Source organism: Mesorhizobium sp. M0621, from assembly GCF_040320745.1.
Taxonomy (GTDB): domain Bacteria; phylum Pseudomonadota; class Alphaproteobacteria; order Rhizobiales; family Rhizobiaceae; genus Mesorhizobium.
Genome location: NZ_JAMYQF010000016.1, coordinates 95,393 through 116,964 on the forward strand (window position 1 = coordinate 95,393; position 21,572 = coordinate 116,964).

Here is a 21,572-nt window from a genome sequence, read left to right on the forward strand (position 1 = left end):
CTCACCCCTGCGACGGCGTGAACCTTGCCACCAGTGTGTGGCTCTCGGCCGCATAGGTGAAGCGCACATGGGTGACCGGATGTTCGGCGCTCCATGTCCGCCGTTCGACCACCAGGCATGGTGCGCCGGCTGCGATATCGAGCGCCGCCGCGATAAGCCTGTCGGCGGCGACAGCGCGTATCCGGTGCTCGGCTTCGCTCCACGGCACACGGCCGATCAGCCATGGCCCTGGCGCGATGGCGAGAAATTCCTCGTCGGCTGCTTCAGGCACGGCGGCAAGGTTGATCACCCGCTGTTCATGCGCGAATGGCCGCTCGCCAGCGAAATGCCCACACTCCAGCGCCAGCACCGGCCCGGCCACGCCCAGCTCCAGCAGTGCGCGATCCTCGGCGCTGCTGCGCCTTTTGTGTCGAGCGACGCGCTCGTAGCGGTAGGCCAGGCCGAGCGCCTCGACCTCGATCCGGATGTCGTGGATTTCCAGCACCGCCGCCTGCGACTGCGGCCGGCGGACGAAACTGCCGGAACGACGCCGGCGTTCGATCAGTCCCGCCTTGGCAAGCTGCGACAGCGCCTTGTTCACCGTCATGCGCGAGCAATTGTATTGCGCGCTGAGTTCGTGCTCGAAGGGAATGCGATGGCCGGGTGCCCAAGCACCGGACATGATGCGTTCGCTGATGTCGGACAGGATGCGCTGGTGCAGCGAGATGCCACCTTCCGCATCCGCAATCTCGACAATGCTCATGCTGAAAGCGCCGTCATGACGCTGCGAAACCGCTCAGCGATGGCCTCGCGCTTGACATGCCTACCGTCGTTGACCTGCTTCTGGCCATACACCCAGACGCAGTCGACCTTGCTGCCATTGGCGAAGATCCAGGCATCGAGGATCGCGTCGCCGCTCTTGCCGGCCAGCGAGGGATTGCTGGCGTCGAGCGAGACGAGATCGGCGGAAGCGCCGGCGGCGATCGCCGAGGCGCCGGCGCCAAGGGCGACGCTGCCGCCGTCAAGCGCGGCGTCGAACAGCGCGCGGCCGGTCGAGCCGCCCGCGACCGCTAGCACATTGCGGGCGCGGTGAGCGAGGCGCTGCGAATATTCGAGCTGGCGCAATTCGTCGGGCAGGCCGATCAGCACGTTGGAATCGGAGCCGACACCGAAGCGACCGCCATGCTCTGTGAACAGCGGCGCTGCAAAAGTGCCGTCGCCAAGATTGGCCTCGGTGATCGGGCAGAGGCCGGCGATGGCGCCGCTCTTTGCCATGCCGATCGTTTCCGCTTCGGTCATGTGGGTGGCGTGGATCAGGCACCAGCGCTGATCGACTTTCGCATGGCCAAGCAGAAATTCGACCGGCCGCGCGCCCGACCAGGCAAGGCAGTCCTCGACTTCTTTCACCTGCTCGGCGACGTGGATGTGGATCGGCCCGTCCGGTGCAATCGCTGCTACCGCATTGAGTTCTTCCGGTGTCGCCGCGCGCAAGCTGTGCGGAGCAACGCCGACAACGGCTTGATTCAAAGTGCGAACCGTTTCGCGGCTTTTCTCAACAATCCGGGAGAACCGATTCACATCGTTGATGAATCGTCGCTGGCCTTCGTTCGGAGCCGCACCGCCGAAAGACGAGTGCGCATAAAATACCGGCAGCAGCGTCAGGCCGATACCTGTTTCGCCGGCCGCGGCCGCGATGCGCTCGGCCATCTCGGCGAGATTGGCGTAGGGTTTTCCATCGCGGTCGTGATGCAGATAGTGAAATTCACCGACGCGCGAAAATCCGGCCTCCAGCATCTCGACATAAAGTTGTGCTGCAACCGCCTCGACCTGATCGGGCGTCATCGACAGGGCGAAGCGGTACATCACCTCGCGCCAGCTCCAGAAACTGTCGGCGGAGGGGCCGCGAAGTTCGGCAAGACCGGCCATGCCGCGCTGGAAAGCGTGGCTGTGCAGGTTGGGCATACCGGGCAGCAGGATCGCGTGGCGTTCGTCGCCGGCTGCCGCTGCGGCGCCAGGTTCGACGGCCGTGATGCGTCCATTGGCCAAGGTGAGCCGCACATTGTCGTGCCAGCCATTGGGGAGGAGCGCCTGTTCCGCGAAGATATCAGTCACTTTTCTCTCCGGTTCTCTGTCTCTCATGCGATGATGGCACTTGCGGTGCGTTTCAATATGTATATACATAATCGTCACCAATTGAAACGGAAAAGATGATGGCTGCAGAGAGTGAAAGCCGGGCAGGGGCGGTTCGCATCTGGCGCAATGCACGCTTGGCGACGTTGGCCGAAAACGCGGCCGGACTAGGCGTCGTCGAACATGGCGCGATCGCTGCGCGTGACGGCCGCATTGTCTATGCCGGTCCCGAATCGGAGATGCCCACAGCATTTGCCAAGGGTGCCGAGACAATCGATTGCGAGGGCCGCTGGATCACGCCTGGCCTGATCGATTGCCACACCCATCTGGTCCATGCCGGCAACCGCGCCAACGAGTTCGAGATGCGGCTGGCCGGTGCCACCTATGAAGAAGTCGCCAGGGCCGGCGGCGGCATCGTCTCCTCGGTCAAGTCGCTGCGCGCCGCCAGCGAGAGCGAGTTGGTCGCGCAATCGCTGCCCCGCCTCGATGCGCTGATCGCCGAAGGCGTAACGTCGGTGGAAGTAAAGTCGGGCTACGGGCTCGACCTCGAAAACGAGCAGAAATCGTTGCGTGCCGCACGCCGGCTGGGCGGTGAGCGGCCGGTGACGATTCGCACGACCTTCCTCGGCGCCCATGCGCTGCCGCCGGAAGCCAAGGGCGACAAGGACGCCTTTATCGATCTGGTCGCCAAAGGGATTCTTCCGGCGGTTGCCGCCGAGGGATTGGCCGACGCCGTCGACGGCTTTTGCGAGGGCATCGCCTTTTCACCGGAGCAGATGGCGCGCGTCTTCGATGCCGCCAAGGCCGCCGGCCTGCCGGTCAAACTCCATGCCGACCAGCTGTCCAACCTGCATGGCGCCGAACTCGCTGCCCGCTATGGCGCGCTGTCGGCCGATCATCTCGAATACACCGATGAGGCGGGTGCGGCGGCGATGGCCAAGGCGGGAACGGTGGCGACGATCCTGCCCGGCGCCTACTACTTCATTCGCGAAACTAAGAAGCCGCCGATCGGCCTGTTTCGCCAGCACGGCGTCAAGATGGCTGTCGCCACCGACAACAATCCCGGCACTTCGCCGCTGACCTCGCTGCTTTTGACCATGAACATGGCCGCGACCCTGTTCGGCCTGACCGTCGACGAATGCCTCGCCGGCGTCACCCGCGAGGCAGCCCGCGCGCTTGGTCTGCTGGGTGAAACCGGCACGCTTGAAGTCGGAAAATCCGCCGACCTGGCGATCTGGGACATCGAGCGCCCCGCTGAACTCGTCTACCGCATGGGCTTCAACCCGCTGCATGCCCGCATCTGGAGAGGACAATGACCGAACTGACCCTGAAGCCCGGCAATGCGACGCTGGCCGACTGGCGCGCCATCTACCGTGGCGCCGTGCCGAAGCTGGACGATGCCTGCCGGCCGAAAATCAAGGCGAGCGCCGAGGCTGTCGCCAGGATCGTCGCCAAGGGCGAGCCGGTCTATGGCATCAACACCGGCTTCGGCAAACTGGCCAGCGTCCGCATTCCGGCTGACGATCTCGAGACCTTGCAGCGCAACATCGTGCTGTCGCACGCCGCCGGCGTCGGCGAGCCGATGCCATCAGCCGTCTGCCGGCTGATGATGGCGCTGAAGCTGGCCAGCCTGGCGCAGGGCGCCTCCGGCGTGCGGCCGCAGACCATCGAATTGCTGGAAGCGATGCTGGCCAACGACGTCATCCCTGTGGTGCCGGCGCAAGGCTCCGTCGGCGCCTCCGGCGACCTTGCCCCGCTGTCGCACATGACGGCGGTGATGATCGGCGTTGGCGAATGCTTCACCCCGCATGGCCGCTTCCCGGCCAAGGTCGCCTTTGTCTCGCATGGGCTGGAGCCGGTGACATTGGGCGCCAAGGAAGGTCTGGCGCTGCTCAATGGCACTCAGTTTTCGACGGCCTATGCGCTGGCCGCGCTGTTCGAAGCCGAGGTGCTCTACCAGTCGGCGCTGGTCGCCGGCGCTTTGTCGACCGACGCGGCAAAAGGCTCTGACGCCCCCTTCGACCCACGCATCCATGTGCTGAGAAAGCATCGCGGCCAGATCGAAACGGCGGACGCGCTGCGCAATCTGATGGCCGGCAGCGCCATCCGTGAATCGCACCGGGTGGGCGACGAACGCGTGCAGGATCCGTATTGCTTGCGCTGCCAGCCGCAGGTCATGGGCGCGGCACTCACCGTCCTGCGCCAGGCGGCCGACTCGCTGGGCACCGAGGCCAATGGCGTCACGGACAATCCGCTGATCTTCGCCGAGGATGACACCGCACTTTCCGGCGGCAATTTTCACGCCGAGCCGGTGGCCTTCGCCGCCGACATGATCGCGCTCGCCGTTTGCGAAATCGGTTCTTTGTCGGAACGCCGCATTGCCATGCTGGTCGACCCGGCATTGTCGGGCATGCCGGCCTTCCTGACGCCGAAGCCCGGCCTGAACTCCGGCTTCATGATCCCGCAGGTGACAGCGGCGGCGCTCGTTTCGGAGAACAAGCAGAAAGCCTATCCGGCCAGCGTCGATTCCATTCCCACTTCGGCCAACCAGGAAGACCACGTTTCGATGGCCGCGCATGGCGCGCGCCGGCTGATCGGCATGGTCGAGAATGCAACTGCGGTGATCGGCATCGAATTGCTCGCCGCCGCGCAAGGCTGCGACTTCCATGCGCCGCTGGCGTCGAGCGATGCCTTGGAAGCGGTGCGCAAGCTGGTCCGGGCCGAGGTGCCGCATCTCGACAATGACCGGCATTTCCATCCCGACATGGAAAAGGCCATCGCCATGGTGCGCAGCGGCGCGACCATCAAGGCCGCCGGCGCGATAATGCTGCCGTCGATTTCTGGAGCGGCATGATGGCAGGCACGCCCTGGCTTACCGTCACGCCCGGCACGGCCCCGTTGCTGGTGTCGATCCCGCACACCGGCATCGATCTCGCCGGCCTCGAGAACCGGCTGGTGTCGCCGTGGCTCGGCCGCCGCGATTGCGACTGGTGGATCGACAAGCTCTATGATTTCGCCGGCAGCCTGGGGGCAACTGTCGTGCATACGGCGATCTCGCGCACCGTCATCGACGTCAACCGCGATCCCTCCGGCGCCTCGCTTTACCCCGGTCAGGCGACGACCGGCCTCTGCCCGACCGAAACCTTCGATGGCGATCCGCTCTACCGCGAGGGCGAAGAACCGGGGCCGTCGGAGATCGACGAGCGCCGCGAAAAATTCTTCGTGCCCTATCATGCCGCCCTGCAGGCCGAGATCGACCGGCTGCGTGGCCTGCACGAAAAGATCGTCATCTACGACTGCCACTCGATCCGCTCGGTGCTGCCGCGCCTGTTCGAGGGCACGCTGCCGGTGTTCAATCTCGGCACCAATGACGGCAAGAGCGCCGATCCGGCGTTGCAGGCGATGGTCGGCCGGATCATGGCCGAAACCGGCGAAACCTTCGTCGTCAACGGCCGCTTCAAGGGCGGCTGGATCACGCGCCATTTCGGCCAGCCGCACCAGGGCGTCCATGCGCTACAGATGGAACTCTCCAATCGCGGCTACATGCGCGAGCCCGAGGGCAAGGGCGTGCCCGGCAATTGGCCGGTGCCCTACGATGCCGAGTTCGCAGCACCGATCCGCGCCACGCTGCGGAAAATCCTCGAGACCGCGACGTCTTGGGCGCAGGCCTGACATTCGATCCTTTTATGGAGTGACGCCATGAACAATCCTCGCCACAACATCCGTGAAGTCCGCAGCCCGCGCGGCAGCGAAATCAGCGCCCGCTCCTGGCTGACGGAAGCGCCGCTGCGCATGTTGATGAACAATCTCGACCCGGATGTCGCCGAAAACCCCAACGAGCTGGTTGTTTATGGCGGCATCGGCCGGGCGGCACGCACCTGGAACGACTTTGACCGCATCGTCGCCTCGTTGAGGACGCTGGCCGATGACGAGACTTTGCTGGTCCAGTCGGGCAAGCCGGTGGGGGTCTTTCGCACCCATCCCGATGCGCCGCGCGTGCTGATCGCCAACTCCAACCTGGTGCCGCATTGGGCGACCTGGGAAAAGTTCAACGAGCTCGATAAGAAAGGCCTCATGATGTACGGCCAGATGACGGCCGGCTCGTGGATCTACATCGGCACGCAAGGCATCGTGCAGGGCACTTACGAGACTTTCGTCGAAGCCGGTCGCCAGCACTATGGCGGCAAACTCCGGGGAAAATGGATCCTGACCGGCGGGCTCGGCGGCATGGGCGGTGCCCAGCCGCTCGCCGCTGTCATGGCCGGCGCCTGCTGCCTGGCCATCGAATGCAATCCGGACTCGATCGATTTCCGCCTGCGCACCCGCTACGTCGACGAGAAGGCCGAGACACTCGATGAAGCGATGGAGATGATCGAGCGCTGGACCAGGGCCGGCGAGGCGAAGTCGGTCGGCCTGCTCGGCAATACGGCCGAGATCGTCCCGGAAATGTTCAGGCGCGGCATCCGCCCCGATATGGTCACCGACCAGACCTCGGCTCATGACCCCATCAACGGCTATCTGCCGAAGGGCTGGACGATGGCCGAATGGCGCGAGAAGCGCGTCAGCGACCCCAAGGCGGTCGAGAAGGCGGCTCGCGCGTCGATGCGCGAACATGTCGAGGCGATGGTGGCGTTCTGGAACGCCGGTGTGCCGACGCTCGACTATGGCAACAACATCCGCCAGGTGGCCAAGGAAGAGGGGTTCGAGAACGCTTTCGCCTTCCCCGGTTTCGTGCCGGCCTATATCCGTCCGCTGTTTTGCCGCGGCATTGGCCCGTTCCGCTGGGTGGCCCTGTCGGGCGATCCGGAGGATATCTACAAGACCGACGCCAAGGTGCGCGAACTGACGCCCGGCAACACCCATCTGCACAATTGGCTCGACATGGCGCGTGAGCGCATCGCCTTCCAGGGGCTGCCGGCGCGCATCTGCTGGGTCGGCCTCGGCGATCGGCACAGGCTCGGCCTCGCCTTCAACGAAATGGTGGCCAAGGGCGAGCTGAAGGCGCCTGTCGTCATCGGTCGCGATCACCTCGATTCCGGCTCGGTCGCTTCGCCGAACCGCGAAACGGAATCCATGAAGGACGGCTCGGACGCGGTGTCCGACTGGCCGCTGCTCAACGCGCTGCTCAACACCGCATCGGGCGCCACCTGGGTGTCGCTGCACCATGGCGGCGGCGTCGGCATGGGCTTCTCGCAGCACGCCGGCATGGTCATCGTCGCCGATGGCACACGCGAAGCGGCCAGGCGCCTGGAGCGGGTGCTTTGGAACGATCCGGCGACCGGTGTCATGCGCCACGCCGATGCCGGCTACGACATCGCCGTCGAATGCGCCAAGGAGCACCAGCTCAATCTGCCCGGCATTCTGGGCTGAGCCGATGCGCGTCCTGCGAGCTGCCGGATACCGCTCGATGCCATGGAAGAACGGCGGCGGCGTAACGACGGAAATCGCCGTCTCGCCCGCAGGTGCCGGGCTCGACGACTTCGACTGGCGCGTCTCGATGGCGCGCGTCGAATTGAGCGGCCCGTTCTCGCAGTTTGCCGGCATCGATCGCACCCTTGCCGTGCTCGAAGGCGAGGGCATCGTCCTCGAGATCGCCGGCTACCCGCCGAAATCCATAAACAGGACGACCGCCCTGTTTTCCTTCCCAGCCGACGTACAAACCTCGGCCACGCTGATCGGCGGGCCGATCACCGACCTCAATGTCATGACCCGCAGAAGCCGGATGACGCATTCGGTCGAACGCCTGGTCGTTTCGGCTCCCGTGGAAATCCGGACTGAAGCCGGCACAACCCTCATCCTGTGCTCGAACGGCGAAGTCACTGTGTCCGCCGCCGAACCGGTTCACCTCGGGCCGCTCGACACGCTGCTGCCCGGTCCGGACAGTGCCAGCCTGCTTGTCCAGCCTGCCCATGAGGCGACGCTGTTCGTGATCCGGCTCGGCGACATCTCAGGCAACGATTAACGCTTGTTTCCAAACATGATCGCGGTGCCGGCGAATTATAGCGTAAGCTGACGGTGAGCATCACGAAAAAGCCCGAATCCTCCCCGTCGATCGATCTCGATGGGAGGAGGGGTGCTCGTCGTTGTTTTTCGCTGAGAGATGACGCGCTATCGTGGTGCGGAAACAAACTTTCGGCAAATGGGGTTTATGCAACCAATTGCATTTGAATCGGTTTTAGGGCCATTGCCGCCGTGGCGGTGACGCCGCTGACTGGCCGCTTACGGAATTTTCAATGAATATTCAGACGAACCCTGCCCAAATCGAGAAGACAAGCGCGAGCTTCCCGGCCATCACGGAAGAGCCGATCCGCTCCAATTACCTGCCCGAAGAGCGCCTTCGGCTGCTCGGTGAAAGCCTGGCAAAAGGCGACCTCACCGATCTGTTCGGCCTGACGCCCTTCGATTTTCAAGCGCGTGTCCGCGACAGTGCCAAGAAGATCCTGGAAGTCTACCGTTCGACCAATGCAGTGCAGGCGAGAGGCGAGACGATCACGCCGGCGGCACAATGGCTGCTCGACAACAATTATCTCGTCGAAGAGACCATTTTCCAGGTCAAGCGCGACCTGCCGCGCCGCTTCTATCGGCAGCTGCCGACCTTGAAACTGCCTGACAACGGCAGCGTGCCGCGCGCGCTGGCGCTGGCCTGGACCTATGTGGCGCATTCGGACAGTTCCGTCTCGGCGACGATGTTCAAGGCCATCGTCCAGGGTTTTCAATCGGTCGAACCACTGAAGATCGGCGAACTCTGGGCGCTGCCTTCCCTGCTGCGCTTCGTCCTGATCGAAAATCTCCGCCGGCTGGCGGTCAGGGTCAATCGCACCCGTCAGATGCGCCAGATCGCCAACGATGTGGCGGACCAGGTTCTGGCCACCGACGACAGCGCCGACCGCCAAGCGATCCTGTCCAATTTCAGCACCCACGCGCAGGACACCACCTTTGCCACCCAGCTGCTCTACCGCTTGCGCGATGGATCGCAAAATGCCGGCAAGGCCTTGGAATGGCTGGAAGGCGAGCTCGAAAAGACCGGCTCCGACGCCGAGGAAATCATCATTTCCGAACATCACACGCTGTCCAGCGGCAATGTGACGACGGGCAACATCATCCGCGGCCTGCGCCTCATCAACGACGTCGATTGGACTGTTTGGTTCGAAGGCGTCAGCCGCATCGATACCGTGCTGCGCGAGCGCACCGATTTCGCCGCGCTCGACTTCTTCTCGCGTGACCAGTACCGGACCGCGATCGAGGAACTGGCGCGCCGTTCGGACCTTTCGGAATATCGAGTCGCGGAAAAGGCCATCGAGCTGGCCGGCCACGCCGCCGGCGAGACCATGCCAGGCGATGAGTATGCCGTCCCTGCCGCATCCGCCCACACCGACGTCGGTTTCTTTCTCGTCGGCCCGCGCCGGCTGGAGCTGGAGAAGGCGATTGGCTATCGGCCGACCATCAGCCAGACGGTCAAGCGTGCCTTCCGCAAGACCGGATGGCTTGGCATCGTCGTGCCGGTGTTTGCACTGACGGCCCTGCTTCTCGTTCTTTCCGGCAATGCACTCGCCAATCTCGGCCTGTCGGTGCCGTCGATCGTCCTGATGCTGGCACTGTTTGCCGTGCCGGCCAGCGAGGGCGCGCTCGCGTTCTTCAACACTGTCGTTTCGCTGTTCCTGAAACCGACGCGCCTCGTCGGATACGATTACAGGCACGGCGTACCGCCCGAGGCGCGCACGCTGGTGGTGGTGCCGTCGCTGATCGGCTCGCGCGACGACGTCGAGGAGAACATTCGCAATATCGAGGTGCATCATCTCGCCAACACGGCCGATGAGATCCATTTCGCGCTGCTGTCTGACTGGCCCGACTCGAAGATCGAGATCGATGCGGCGGATACTGAAATCCTCGAATTCGCCCGGGCCGAGATCTCCCGTCTCAACGACCGCTATCCCTCCGAAGGCGCGCCGCGTTTCTACATCCTGCATCGGCGCCGGCTGTTCAATGCGGCTCAAGGGTCCTGGATGGGCTGGGAGCGCAAGCGCGGCAAGCTGCACGAACTCGACCTCCTGCTGCGCGGCGACAGCGACACCACGTTCCTGCCGCTCGACGTGCCGCTGCCGGAAAGCGTCGTCCATGTGATGACGCTCGATGCCGACACGCGCACCACCCGCGACGCGGTCGCGACCCTCGTCGGCAAGCTTTGCCACCCGCTCAACCGCCCGCATTTCGATGCCAGCAAGCGTGTCGTCACCGCCGGCTATGCGATCTTGCAGCCGCGTATCACCGCGTCGCTGACATCAGGCGACGACGCGTCGTTTTTCCAGCGGGTGTTTTCGGCCAATCGCGGCCTCGACCCTTATGTCTTTGCCGTGTCCGATCTCTATCAGGACGTCTTCGGCGACGGGTCTTTCACCGGCAAGGGCCTCTATCATGTCGACGCCTTCGAGACGGCGCTGCAGGGCCGCATCGAGGAAAACACCATCCTCAGCCACGATCTGCTGGAAGGCGCGCTGGCGCGCGCGGCGCTGGTCACCGACGTCGAACTGGTCGAGGACTATCCGACGCGCTACTCGGTCGACGCCTCGCGCCACCATCGCTGGGCGCGCGGCGACTGGCAGTTGCTCGGCTTCATGCTCGATCCGCGCTCCGGCGTGCCGGCTCTGTCCCGCTGGAAGATGATCGACAATCTGCGCCGCTCGCTGACGCCGATCTTCTGGGTGATGGCGGCGATCGCCGGCTGGACGCTGCTGCCCTTCACGCAGGCCGCGCAATGGCAGGCTCTGCTGATCCTCAGCCTGTTCATGGCGCCGACATTCGACATCGTCCATGCCATCCTGCCCAAGAGTGGCGACCAGACGCCGCGCGGCCATTTCTCGGCGCTGGCGCGCGACGTCGCCTTCGGTACCGCCATGGTGGCGCTGAAGATCGTGCTGATGGCGCATAACGCCTGGATGATGGGCGACGCCATCGTGCGCACGCTCTACCGGCTTTTCGTCAGCCGCCAGAACCTGCTGGAATGGCGTACCGCCTCGCAGGCGCACAAGGCGAGCGACAATGATGTCGGATCGTATTACGGCATGATGTATGGCGCCGTGATCATCGGCTTCGTCGGCCTTGCCATTCCGGTGCTGGCCGATTCGACCGGCGCCTTCGTTGCCTTCTTCTTCGCCCTGTTCTGGATTGGCTCGCCGGCCATCGCCAGCTGGATCAGCCGTTCGGCTGAAACCGAGGATCGCTTGCGCATATCGCAGGCCGACATCCATACGTTGCGCACGGTGGCGCGGCGCACATGGCACTATTTCGAAAGCTTCGTGACATCGGAGCATCACCATCTGCCGCCGGACAATTTCCAGGAAAGCCCGGCGCCCGTGGTCGCACCACGCACATCGCCGACCAATATCGGCGTTTACCTGCTGTCCGTCGTCTCCGCTCGCGATTTCGGCTGGATCAGCCTGTCCGACGCCATCACCCGCATCGACGCCACCATGGCGACGATCGAGGGCATGCCGCGCGACCGCGGCCACCTCTTCAACTGGTATGACACGACGACGCTGAAGCCTCTCTACCCGCTCTACATCTCTGCGGTCGACAGCGGCAATCTTGCCGGCCATCTGGTAGCGGTGGCGGCAGCCTGCGCCGAATGGGCCGAAGCGCCCTCCGTCCATCTCCAGGGCGATTTCGAAGGCATTCTAGACACGGTCGCCATCCTCAGCGAAAGCCTTGACGAGCTGCCCGACGACCGTCGTCAGCTGCGCCCCCTGCGCCAGCGCCTCGCCGACCGTCTCGACGGCATGCGGCGCGCGGTCGATACCATCAAGGCGCAGCCGGAAATGGCGTCGATCCGCACCATCAACCTGGCTGTGCTGGCCGGCGAAATCCGCAAGCTTGCCACCGCCATCCACACCGAGGCGGCATCGCCCCAGAGCGATGTCATCGTCGACTGGGCGGCAAGGCTGGAAGCCACCTGCGAGGCGCATGTCCATGACGCGCACAGTGACGACAATGCCGTCGAGGCGCTGCGTGCCAAGCTGCTCACCTTGCGCGAGCGCACGCGCCGCTTCGCCTTCGAGATGGATTTCTCATTCCTGATGCGGCCGGAGCGCAAGCTGCTGTCGATCGGCTACCGGGTCGAGGAACATCAGCTCGATGAAAGCTGCTACGACCTTCTGGCTTCCGAGGCACGGCTGACCAGCCTGTTCGCCATCGCCAAGGGCGATCTGCCGACCGAGCACTGGTTCCGGCTCGGCCGGCCGATCGTCGAGATCGGTTTCCAGGGCGCGCTGATGTCCTGGTCCGGCTCGATGTTCGAATATTTGATGCCGCCGCTGGTGATGAAGGAGCCGCAAGGCTCGATTCTCAACCAGACCAGCAAGCTGATCATCAAGCGCCAGATCCAGTACGGCCGCCAGAAGAACGTGCCGTGGGGCATTTCGGAAGCGGCCTACAACGCCCGCGACCGTGAACTGACCTACCAGTACACCAATTTCGGCGTGCCTGGGCTCGGGCTGAAGCGCGGCCTTGGCCAGAACACGGTGATCGCGCCTTACGCCACCATCTTGGCGGCCCAGTTCAACCCGCGCGAAGCCGTACGGAATCTCGCCCACCTCAGGGAAGTCGGAGCACTAGGCCGCCACGGTTACTACGACGCCGTCGACTTCACGCCGCAGCGCGTGCCGGAAGGCACCGACCATGTCGTCGTGCAAAACTACATGGCGCACCATTCGGGCATGTCGATCGTGGCGGTCGCCGACGCCATCTTCGAAGGCCGCATGCGCGACCGCTTCCACAGCGATCCGGTCATCGAATCGGCCGAACTTTTGCTGCAGGAGAGGGCGCCGCGCGACATTCCGACCGCGACTGTCAGGACCGAGGCCGACGAACGCTCCAAGGACGAGACGGAGATCGAGAGCCCTGACACCCGCATCGTGCTCAACCCGCTGCAATCGCTGCGCTCGACCAGCGTCATGTCGAACGGCCGCTATTCGGTCATGGTCACGGCGACCGGCTCGGGTTACAGCCGCTGGGGCGATCTCGCCGTCACCCGCTGGCAGCCGGATCCGACCGAGGACCGGCTCGGCTCCTACATCTTCCTGCGAGACGCCGGCACCGGCGACTGGTGGTCGGCGACATCGGAGCCGAAGCGTGCGGCCGAGGAAAAGGCGCAGACCCTGTTCTCCGACGACAAGGCGAGCTTCGTCAAATCGGTGGGCACGTTGCGCTCCGAGGTCGAATGCATCGTCATTTCGGAAGGCAACGGCGAGGGCCGTCGGGTCACGCTCTACAATGATGGTCCATCCGACCGTCACATTGAAGTGACCTCTTTTGCCGAACTGGTGCTCGGCCTGGAAGCGTCCGACAACGCGCATCCGGCCTTCTCGAAGATGTTCGTGGAAACCGAAATCGCATCGAATAACGCAGCGATCTTCGCTACGCGGCGCAAGCGCGAGACCGGCGAGCCCGATATCGCCATGGTGCATTTCGTCACCGATCCGTCCGGATCGGCGCGCGATGCCGAGGCCGAGACCGACAGGCGCGCCTTCATCGGCCGTGGCCGTACCATCGTCGACGCTGCCGCCTTCGATCCGGGCGCCAGGCTCGGTGGCCATTCGGGCTTCACGCTCGATCCCGTCGCTTCGCTGCGCCGTCAGGTGCGCGTGCCGGCCAACAAGAAGATATCGCTGACCTTCTGGACCGTCGTCGGCGCCGGCCGCGCCGAACTGGACGAGGCCATCGCCCGGCTCGACCATCCGGAGAGCTTTGCCCGCCAGGCGATGCTCGCCTGGACGCGCAGCCAGGTGCAGACCCGCCATATGGGCCTCAGCCTGACCGATGCCGCCAATGTGCAGAAGCTGGCGCGCTATCTGATCTATCCGGACCCGTTCCTGCGTCTTCCCGCCGAATCCATTGCTACGGGGCTGGGCAAGCAGTCGAGCCTGTGGCCGACCAGCATTTCCGGCGATTTCCCGATCTTCCTGGTCAGGATCGGCGACGTCGCCGATCTCGAAATCGTCGCCCAGGCGTTGCGTTTCCAGGAATATATGCGCACCCGCGGCATGATGATCGACTTCGTCGTCGTCAACGAGCAGGCGTCCTCCTATGTCCAGGACCTGCAGCGGGCAGTCGAGACGCTGTGCGAAAACAGCCGCTTGCGTGGCAAGGAACTCGGACCTCGCCAGCACATTTTCGCGGTGCGCCGCGATCTCATGGATGAGACGACCTACAAGACGCTGCTCGCCGTCGCCCGCGTCGTCCTGCACACGCGCAACGGCACCATCTTCGACCAGATCGAGCGGGCCGAGGCGGCGGCGCTGCAGGCCCGCGACGCCCTGCTGCCCGCAGCATTGCCGGTTCCGCGCGAACTGCCGTCCCTGGTGCCCACGATGCATGCATTTGCCTCGCAGGCGGTCGCCAATGTCAGCGCCGATGGAAGGGGGCTCAGCCAGTGGAATGGGTTTGGCGGTTTCGACGGCGACGGGCGGCACTATGTCGTGCGCCTGGCCGGCCGGCGCACGACGCCGCAGCCGTGGATCAACGTCGTCTCCAACGCCTCGTTCGGCTTCCACACCTCCGCCGAGGGGGCTGCCTTCACCTGGAGCCGCAACAGCCGCGACTATCAGCTGACGCCATGGTCGAATGATCCGGTCTCGAACCGGCCGGGCGAGGGCATCTACATCTACGATCAGGCCAGCGGCAAGGCGTTCTCGCCGCTCGCCGCCATGGTGCGCGATCCCTCGATGACCTACGAGGCCTGGCATGGCCAGGGTTTCTCGACCTTCCGCTCGAAGCGCGGGCCGTTGTCGATGGACCTTACCCATGTCGTCGATCCGGTTGATCCCCTGAAGATTTCGCGGCTGCGTATCCAGAATTCCGGCTCGGTGCCGGCGCGGCTGCGTGTCTATGCCTATGCCGAATGGGTGCTCGGCGGGCATCGGTCAAGCACGGCGGCAACCATCGTCCCGTCCCGTGACGCAGCCACCGGTGCATTGCTGGCGCAAAACCCCTACGGGCTCGATTTCAGCGAGCGGGTGGCCTTCCTCGCCGCCGATGGCGGCGTCCATTCGGTGACATCAGACCGCTCGGAGTTCCTGGGCAGGCATGGCTCCAGTGAGCTTCCGCAGGCGGTGCTGAGCGGTGCTGCACTATCGGACCGTGTCGAGGCCGGCGACGATCCGTGCGCGGCGATCGCCCGCGACATCGAGATCCCAGCCGGCGGCGACGTGACGCTGCTCTGGCTGCTCGGTGACGCCGAGACCGCCGAGGAGGCCAGCGCCTTGGTGCGGGCTCACCGGGTCAAGGATTTCGACCAGCGTCTGGCCGACAATGAGCGCAAGTGGCGCGGCTTTCTCGACACCATCCAGGTCGAGACGCCGGACAAGGCGCTCGACGCGATGGTCAATCACTGGCTGCCCTATCAGAGCCTGGCCTGCCGCATCCGTGCCCGCTCCGCTTTCTATCAGGCCAGCGGTGCCTTCGGCTTCCGCGACCAGTTGCAGGACACGCTGGCGTTGCTGGCGCACGACCCGCAGCTGGCGCGCGACCAGATCCTCAACGCGGCACGGCGGCAGTTCCCCGAGGGCGACGTGCAGCACTGGTGGCTGCCGCGCACCGGCGCCGGCGTGCGCACCCTGATCTCCGACGACGTCGTCTGGCTGGCCCACGCCACGGCGCGCTACCTGCTGGTCACCGGTGATGCCACCATCCTCAAGGAGCAACTGCCCTTCATCGACGGGCAGGCGCTGGCCGAGGATGAGCACGATGCCTTCTTCACTCCCGAGGTTTCGAAGAAGACGGCGTCGCTCTACGACCATTGCGCGCGTGCGCTCGACCTCGCCATCAAGCGCAGCAGCCCTGCGGGCCTGCCGCTGATCCTCGGCGGCGACTGGAACGACGGCATGAACCGCGTCGGCGAGCACGGCAAGGGCGAGAGCGTCTGGCTCGGCTGGTTCCTGTTGAAGACACTGGGCGACTTCGCCCCCGTTGCCAAGACCGAGGGCGATGCCAAGCGTGCACAGGCCTGGGCAAAGCATGCCGATGTGCTGAAGCGGGCGCTTGAAAGCACGGCATGGGACGGCGAATGGTACCGGCGCGGCAGCTTCGACGATGGCAGCCCGCTGGGGTCGCGAACCTCGCAGGAGTGCAAGATCGACTCGATCGCCCAGTCCTGGAGCGTGCTTTCGGGAGAGGGCGATCCGGCGCGGTCGACGACGGCGATGGAGCAGGCGACGAAACTGCTCGTCGACGACAAGCTCAACATCGTCAAGCTGTTCACCCCGCCCTTCTCGAAGACGGAGAAGGACCCGGGTTACATCAAGAGCTATCCACCCGGTGTGCGCGAGAATGGCGGCCAGTACACGCATGCCGCCACATGGTTCGTCATCGCGCTCGCCGAGATGGGGCGGACCGACGAGGCCTATCGCTGTTTGTCGATGCTGAACCCGGTCAACCATGCGACCGACGAGGCCTCGGCCGAGCACTATCGCGTCGAGCCCTATGTCGTGGCGGCCGATATCTATGCCGGGGACGACAATGCCGGCAACAACAAGGGCGGCCGTGGCGGCTGGACCTGGTACACCGGCTCTGCCGGCTGGCTCTACAGGGCGGCGGTCGAAGGCATCCTCGGCATCGAGCGGCGCGGCGAGCGTGTCCAGTTCAAGCCGAAACTGCCGAGTCACTGGGACGGCTACTCGGCAACCCTCAAGATGCTGGGCGCCGAACTCAAGGTTCGTGTCATCCGCGACAATAAGGCCAAGGCCGTGTCGCTGGAGGTGAATGGGGCAAAGACCAAGGCTTCGGCGCTCGAACTGAAGGATGGCGAAGTTACCGACGTCATCGTCAGGATTCCGGCCTGATGTATGCTGCCTAAAAAGCGTGCTCTCGGGTCTAGGCCCGGGGGCGCGGTTTTTGGACCGTGACAGGATGAGAGGCGCCGTGCCGTCCGGTGCTGCCATCGGCCCGATTGAAGAGCATGCTCCTGAGAACCACATGAAATCAAGGGCTTGAGCTGCGCCATAGGAGTCGGCTCGAGCGGAGAGACGTGGCCTCCCGTCGCCTGGAGAGGCGCAAGGCTGATTTGTTTCGCGCTATACTGTGCAGACGGCGATTTCGGCCTTAGTCATCCGCCCGACATTGTTGCTGATTAAAATTATGGCAGCACGCGCGAGCTGCCATGATTTCGCCGCATGCCTGACATTTTACCTGTTTTCTCAAACCGTTAGCTGATCACGGCAGATTTCGGAACGTCGCCATCTTTTGTTCGCTCTGAGGGAACTGAAGAGGTACACGGCCATTGTTTTGCGACGTATCAACCGGTACGAGTTTAAATGATGCAGTGCACAATAAACAGCATGGCGGAGTAACTGGGGTGACCCTTCTGCAAATCTACTGGCGAGCACTCGGATATCTCGCCCAGGACAGGAAGCGCGTTGCGTTGATCTGTTCGGCCAACGTGGCTCTCGCCATCATCGCCATTCTCGAGCCGATCATGTTCGGACGGGTGATCGATGCGATTTCCGAACGCGGCTCGGTGTTTACGACGCTTGCCCTGTGGGCGGGCCTGGGCGCCTTCAACATCGTGGCCTTCGTCCTGGTGGCGCGCGGCGCAGATCGCTTTGCCCACAAGCGCCGCAGCGAAGTGCTTTGCGAGTCGTTCGAGCGTGTGATCACCATGCCGCTTGCCTGGCACCACCAGCGCGGCACCTCCAATGCCCTGCACACCCTGCTGCGCGCCGTCGAGACGCTGTTCAGCCTGTGGCTCGAATTCATGCGCCAGCACCTGTCGACGGCGGTTGCGCTGTTCTTGCTGATCCCGACCGCGGTCAGCATGGATGTGCGCATGTCGATGGTGCTCCTGGCACTCGGTGCGCTCTATGTCGGCATCGGCCGGCTGGTGATGAAGCGGACCAAGGCAGGTCAGGCCGCCGTTGAGCGCCACTACCACAAGGTGTTCGCGCATGTGACAGACTCGGTCAGCAACGTTGCCGTGCTGCAGAGCTATAACCGTCTCGGCCACGAGGCCGATACGCTGCGCCGCTATGTCAAGAACCTGCTCGACGCCCAGAACCCGGTGCTCGACTGGTGGGCGATGGCCAACGCGCTGCACCGTCTGTCGTCGACGATCTCGATGATGGTCGTGCTGTTGATCGGCGCCTATCTGGTCACCCACGGCCAACTGCGCATCGGCGACGTCATCGCCTTCACCGGCTTTGCCACGCTGCTGATCGCCAGGCTCGACCAGATGTCGGCGTTCGCCAACCAGATTTCGGAGGCCCGTGCCAAGCTCGAGGACTTCTACCACCTTGAGGACTCCGCGGCCGACGCCGCCGAGCCGGACGGCTTGCGCGATCTCGCCAACGTCACCGGCCATGTCCGCTTCGAGAATGTCGGCTTCGAATTCGCCAATTCGGGCCATGGCATCGACGACGTCTCCTTCGAGGTCCAGGCGGGCCAGACCGTTGCCATCGTCGGCCCGACGGGTGCCGGCAAGACGACGCTCATCAACCTGCTGCAGCGCGTCTTCTCGCCATCGCAAGGCCGTATCCTGATCGACGGCATCGACACCCGCACCGTAACCCGCAAGTCGCTGCGTCATTCGATCGCCACCGTGTTCCAGGATGCGGGCCTGCTCAACCGCTCGATCGAGGACAACATCCGCGTCGGCCGTGCCGATGCGAGCAATGACGAGATCCATGCCGCCGCCAATGCGGCTGCCGCGCAGGATTTCATCCTGTCGAAGAGCAATGGCTACGACACGCTGGTCGGCGAACGTGGTGGCCAGCTGTCCGGTGGCGAGCGCCAGCGCATCGCCATTGCCCGCGCCGTGCTGAAGGATGCCCCGATCCTGGTGCTCGACGAGGCGACCAGCGCGCTCGACGTCGAGACCGAGGATCGCGTCAAGGAAGCGATCGACGAGTTGCGGCGCGACCGCACCACCTTCATCATCGCCCACCGCCTGACCACCGTTCGCGACGCCGATCTGGTCGTGTTCATGGACAAGGGCAGGGTGGTCGAGATGGGCGGCTTCACTGAGCTGTCGCTGCGCAATGGCCGCTTTGCCAGCCTGCTGCGCGCCGGCGGCCTGCTCAACGACGAGGAGGTTCGCCGCCTCAGCCGCTCCGTGCAGCAACAGCAGGAAGCTGCCGCCTGATCAGGTGGCTTGGTTCCTGCTGTTCAGGCAAACGAGACACGGCGCTTCTTAGTCGTTGTCCGGTTGGACGTATCCGCTCGCTCACTGAGTCGAGAAGCGGTGACGTTGAATATTTCTTGGAACACCTTCCTCATTTCTGACTCGTCGCTGTATTGTAGCCCCATGGGGGGACTATGAACGACGATCACTTGGACAAGGAAACGTCGGTTTCGGCCGAGATGACACCAACAGGCGTTAAGGCCAGTGCCAAGAGCCGGTTCGTGGCTGCCGTTGACCGTCTGGGCGGTAATATAGTCGAAACGCTGAATGTCGTGATCGAGGCACGGACTGCCGAGAAGCGAGCAGTAACCGACGCGCGGGTCAAGGCTATCGAAGCCATAACAGCGATGGGTTTGGAGCGGTTGAAGACCGATCCAGAGTTCGCGGAAAGGGCGATGCGCGGTCACCTCGGTTCAGTGTTTGCAAAGCAAGCAAATAAAGATGCTGTGGTAGATAAAGCTGTGGAAGATCTCCGCCGTCAACCACCGTCGGAAAAAGATTCGGCCTCCGGTGGTGACAAACTCGACGATGCATTCATCAATCGGTTTGAACGTTATGCCGAAGAAGCGACCAGCGACGAACTGAGGGAAAAATGGGGAAGGGTCCTCGCGGCCGAAATTCGCAAACCAAATACCTTTTCCGGAAAAGTGTTGCGAGTAATCGACGAATTGGACCCGCAAACGGCGAAATTGTTCGAGCGTCTCTGCGAATGCCGTTTGTACAATGTCATTCCCAAAACCCTCTTCGGTGATTTGTCGTTCACGGAGAGCGCAAACCTTACCAGCGCTGGTCTGATAGTCGAAGTCGGATTGGGGCAGATTCGCCGATCGAATGAAATCGTGGACGGAGGCGGTACACCGCTATGGTTCTGGAATTTTGATGCATTGGCAGCCGCACTTTCGAAGACTGACACATTGCCTGTGATTGCTGGGCCAAACCCCATATTTCAACTTGATGAGGGCAAACTCACTTTACCAATCTATGTGCTGACCGACGTTGGATATGCGATCTCTTCGATATTGCCGGACCATTCATTCAAAATGATCAACCAACTCGTAGATAAATTGTCGACGGCAGCACCACATTCAGAGGCACGCTTATATGTCAGGCAGTCAGATTCTACGGAATGGGTAGTAATGCGAGTGACCCCTCCCGCCCAATCCTCGGGGTGATTACCTTCGTTTCTCGCGCAACGGCTCGATCGCAAACGTCTTCTCGACGCAGTCATTGTCCAAAGAGAAGATCGAAATGACTCGTCAATAAAGGGCAGTCCGGTCCATTTGCTCAGAGGCGGTTTCCCCAGGCTGCGACACCACCGCTCGATTGCCCCAAACGCATCTGCGGTTTATGTAGAGCCGCATGAGCGACACGACTTCACGCCTGACCGGCTGGATGGATCTTGCCAACCCGACGCGCTTCGTCGGGCTGGCCGACAGGGTCGTGCCGTGGCTGGCGACGATCGCCGCGCTTGTCCTCGCCGTCGGGCTCTATATGAGCTTCGCCGCGCCCGAGGATTTCCAGCAAGGCATCACCGTCCGCATCATGTACATCCACGTGCCTTTCGCCTGGCTCGCCATGATGTGCTACACGCTGATGGCGGTCTCGGCGCTCGGCACGCTGGTCTGGCGGCATCCGCTGGCCGATGTCGCGCTGAAATCCGCGGCCCCCATTGGCGCCGTCTTCACCGCGCTTGCACTGATCACCGGCTCGATCTGGGGCAAGCCGATGTGGGGCACCTGGTGGGTCTGGGACGCGCGGCTGACCTCGGTCTTCGTGCTGTTCCTGATGTATCTCGGCATCATTGCGCTGACCCGCGCGCTCGACGACGCAAGCCGCGCCGCCTGGGCCGCCGCCATCATCACGCTGGTCGGCTTCATCAACATTCCGATCATCAAATTCTCGGTCGACTGGTGGAACACGCTGCACCAGCCGGCTTCGGTGTTCCGCATGGGCGGCTCGACCATCGATCCCAGCCTGCTATGGCCGCTGCTGGTGATGGCGTTCGGCTTCACCGTGCTGTTCTTTGCGCTGCACCTGATGGCGATGCGCACCGAAATCCGCCGCCGCCGGGTCATCGCCATGGGCCGTGTAGCGGCAAGGCAGGCGGAGCAGCCCGCCAACTGACGCGCGTCGCGTTCCTTCCCTCTGTCCTGCCGGACATCTCCCCCGCAAGGAGGGAGATCAGATGTCGTTTCTGCTTTCGCCAATCATTGACGTTGTAAAGTGAGCACCGACGCCGAAGCTGCCAATCTCCCTCCTTGCGGGGGAGATGGCCGGCAGGCCAAAGGGGGGTGCTGTC

11 protein-coding genes are annotated in these 21,572 nt (G+C 63.7%); 9 read left to right on the forward strand and 2 right to left on the reverse strand.

Annotated features, from left to right (window positions below; genetic code table 11):
- Position 1 precedes the first annotated feature (1 nt).
- Together hutC and NKI38_RS14045 are read right to left on the reverse strand one after the other, a co-directional pair.
- On the reverse strand, positions 2–742 hold the full coding sequence (hutC, locus tag NKI38_RS14040) for a histidine utilization transcriptional repressor HutC (protein WP_352658478.1): 741 nt from the start codon (positions 740–742) through the stop codon (positions 2–4).
- A complete protein-coding gene (locus NKI38_RS14045) occupies positions 739–2,091 on the reverse strand; it encodes a formimidoylglutamate deiminase (RefSeq protein ID WP_352658480.1) in 1,353 nt (450 codons plus the stop codon). Before NKI38_RS14045 ends, hutC begins: the two co-directional genes overlap by 4 nt.
- 98 nt (positions 2,092–2,189) lie before the next feature.
- Here NKI38_RS14045 and hutI point away from each other — a divergent pair, with 98 nt between their 5' ends.
- The 9 genes from hutI to NKI38_RS14090 all read left to right on the forward strand — a co-directional run bounded on the left by hutI (position 2,190) and on the right by NKI38_RS14090 (position 21,397).
- A complete protein-coding gene (gene hutI / locus NKI38_RS14050) occupies positions 2,190–3,425 on the forward strand; it encodes an imidazolonepropionase (RefSeq protein ID WP_352658481.1) in 1,236 nt (411 codons plus the stop codon).
- On the forward strand, positions 3,422–4,963 hold the full coding sequence (gene hutH, locus NKI38_RS14055; RefSeq protein ID WP_352658483.1) for a histidine ammonia-lyase: 1,542 nt from the start codon (positions 3,422–3,424) through the stop codon (positions 4,961–4,963). Before hutI ends, hutH begins: the two co-directional genes overlap by 4 nt.
- Entirely contained in the window at positions 4,963–5,781 is an 819-nt protein-coding gene (gene hutG / locus NKI38_RS14060) for an N-formylglutamate deformylase (RefSeq protein WP_352658516.1), read from the forward strand. Before hutH ends, hutG begins: the two co-directional genes overlap by 1 nt.
- A gap of 27 nt (positions 5,782–5,808) precedes the next feature.
- Positions 5,809–7,479, forward strand: coding sequence for a urocanate hydratase (gene hutU, locus NKI38_RS14065; RefSeq protein WP_352658485.1), 1,671 nt, complete (start codon positions 5,809–5,811; stop codon positions 7,477–7,479).
- 4 nt (positions 7,480–7,483) lie between these two features.
- Positions 7,484–8,071 (forward strand): HutD/Ves family protein, encoded by a 588-nt coding sequence (locus NKI38_RS14070; protein WP_352658487.1) that lies wholly within the window; start codon positions 7,484–7,486, stop codon positions 8,069–8,071.
- A gap of 271 nt (positions 8,072–8,342) precedes the next feature.
- Positions 8,343–16,940: a glycoside hydrolase family 94 protein gene (locus tag NKI38_RS14075; protein ID WP_352658489.1), complete on the forward strand. Its 8,598-nt coding sequence runs from the start codon at positions 8,343–8,345 to the stop codon at positions 16,938–16,940.
- 512 nt (positions 16,941–17,452) lie between these two features.
- Positions 17,453–19,234 (forward strand): glucan ABC transporter ATP-binding protein/ permease, encoded by a 1,782-nt coding sequence (locus tag NKI38_RS14080; RefSeq protein ID WP_352658491.1) that lies wholly within the window; start codon positions 17,453–17,455, stop codon positions 19,232–19,234.
- Positions 19,235–19,407: 173 nt separating this feature from the next.
- Positions 19,408–20,445, forward strand: coding sequence for a DUF2806 domain-containing protein (locus NKI38_RS14085; protein WP_352658493.1), 1,038 nt, complete (start codon positions 19,408–19,410; stop codon positions 20,443–20,445).
- 187 nt (positions 20,446–20,632) lie between these two features.
- Entirely contained in the window at positions 20,633–21,397 is a 765-nt protein-coding gene (locus NKI38_RS14090) for a heme ABC transporter permease (RefSeq protein ID WP_352658495.1), read from the forward strand.
- Positions 21,398–21,572: the final 175 nt, after the last annotated feature.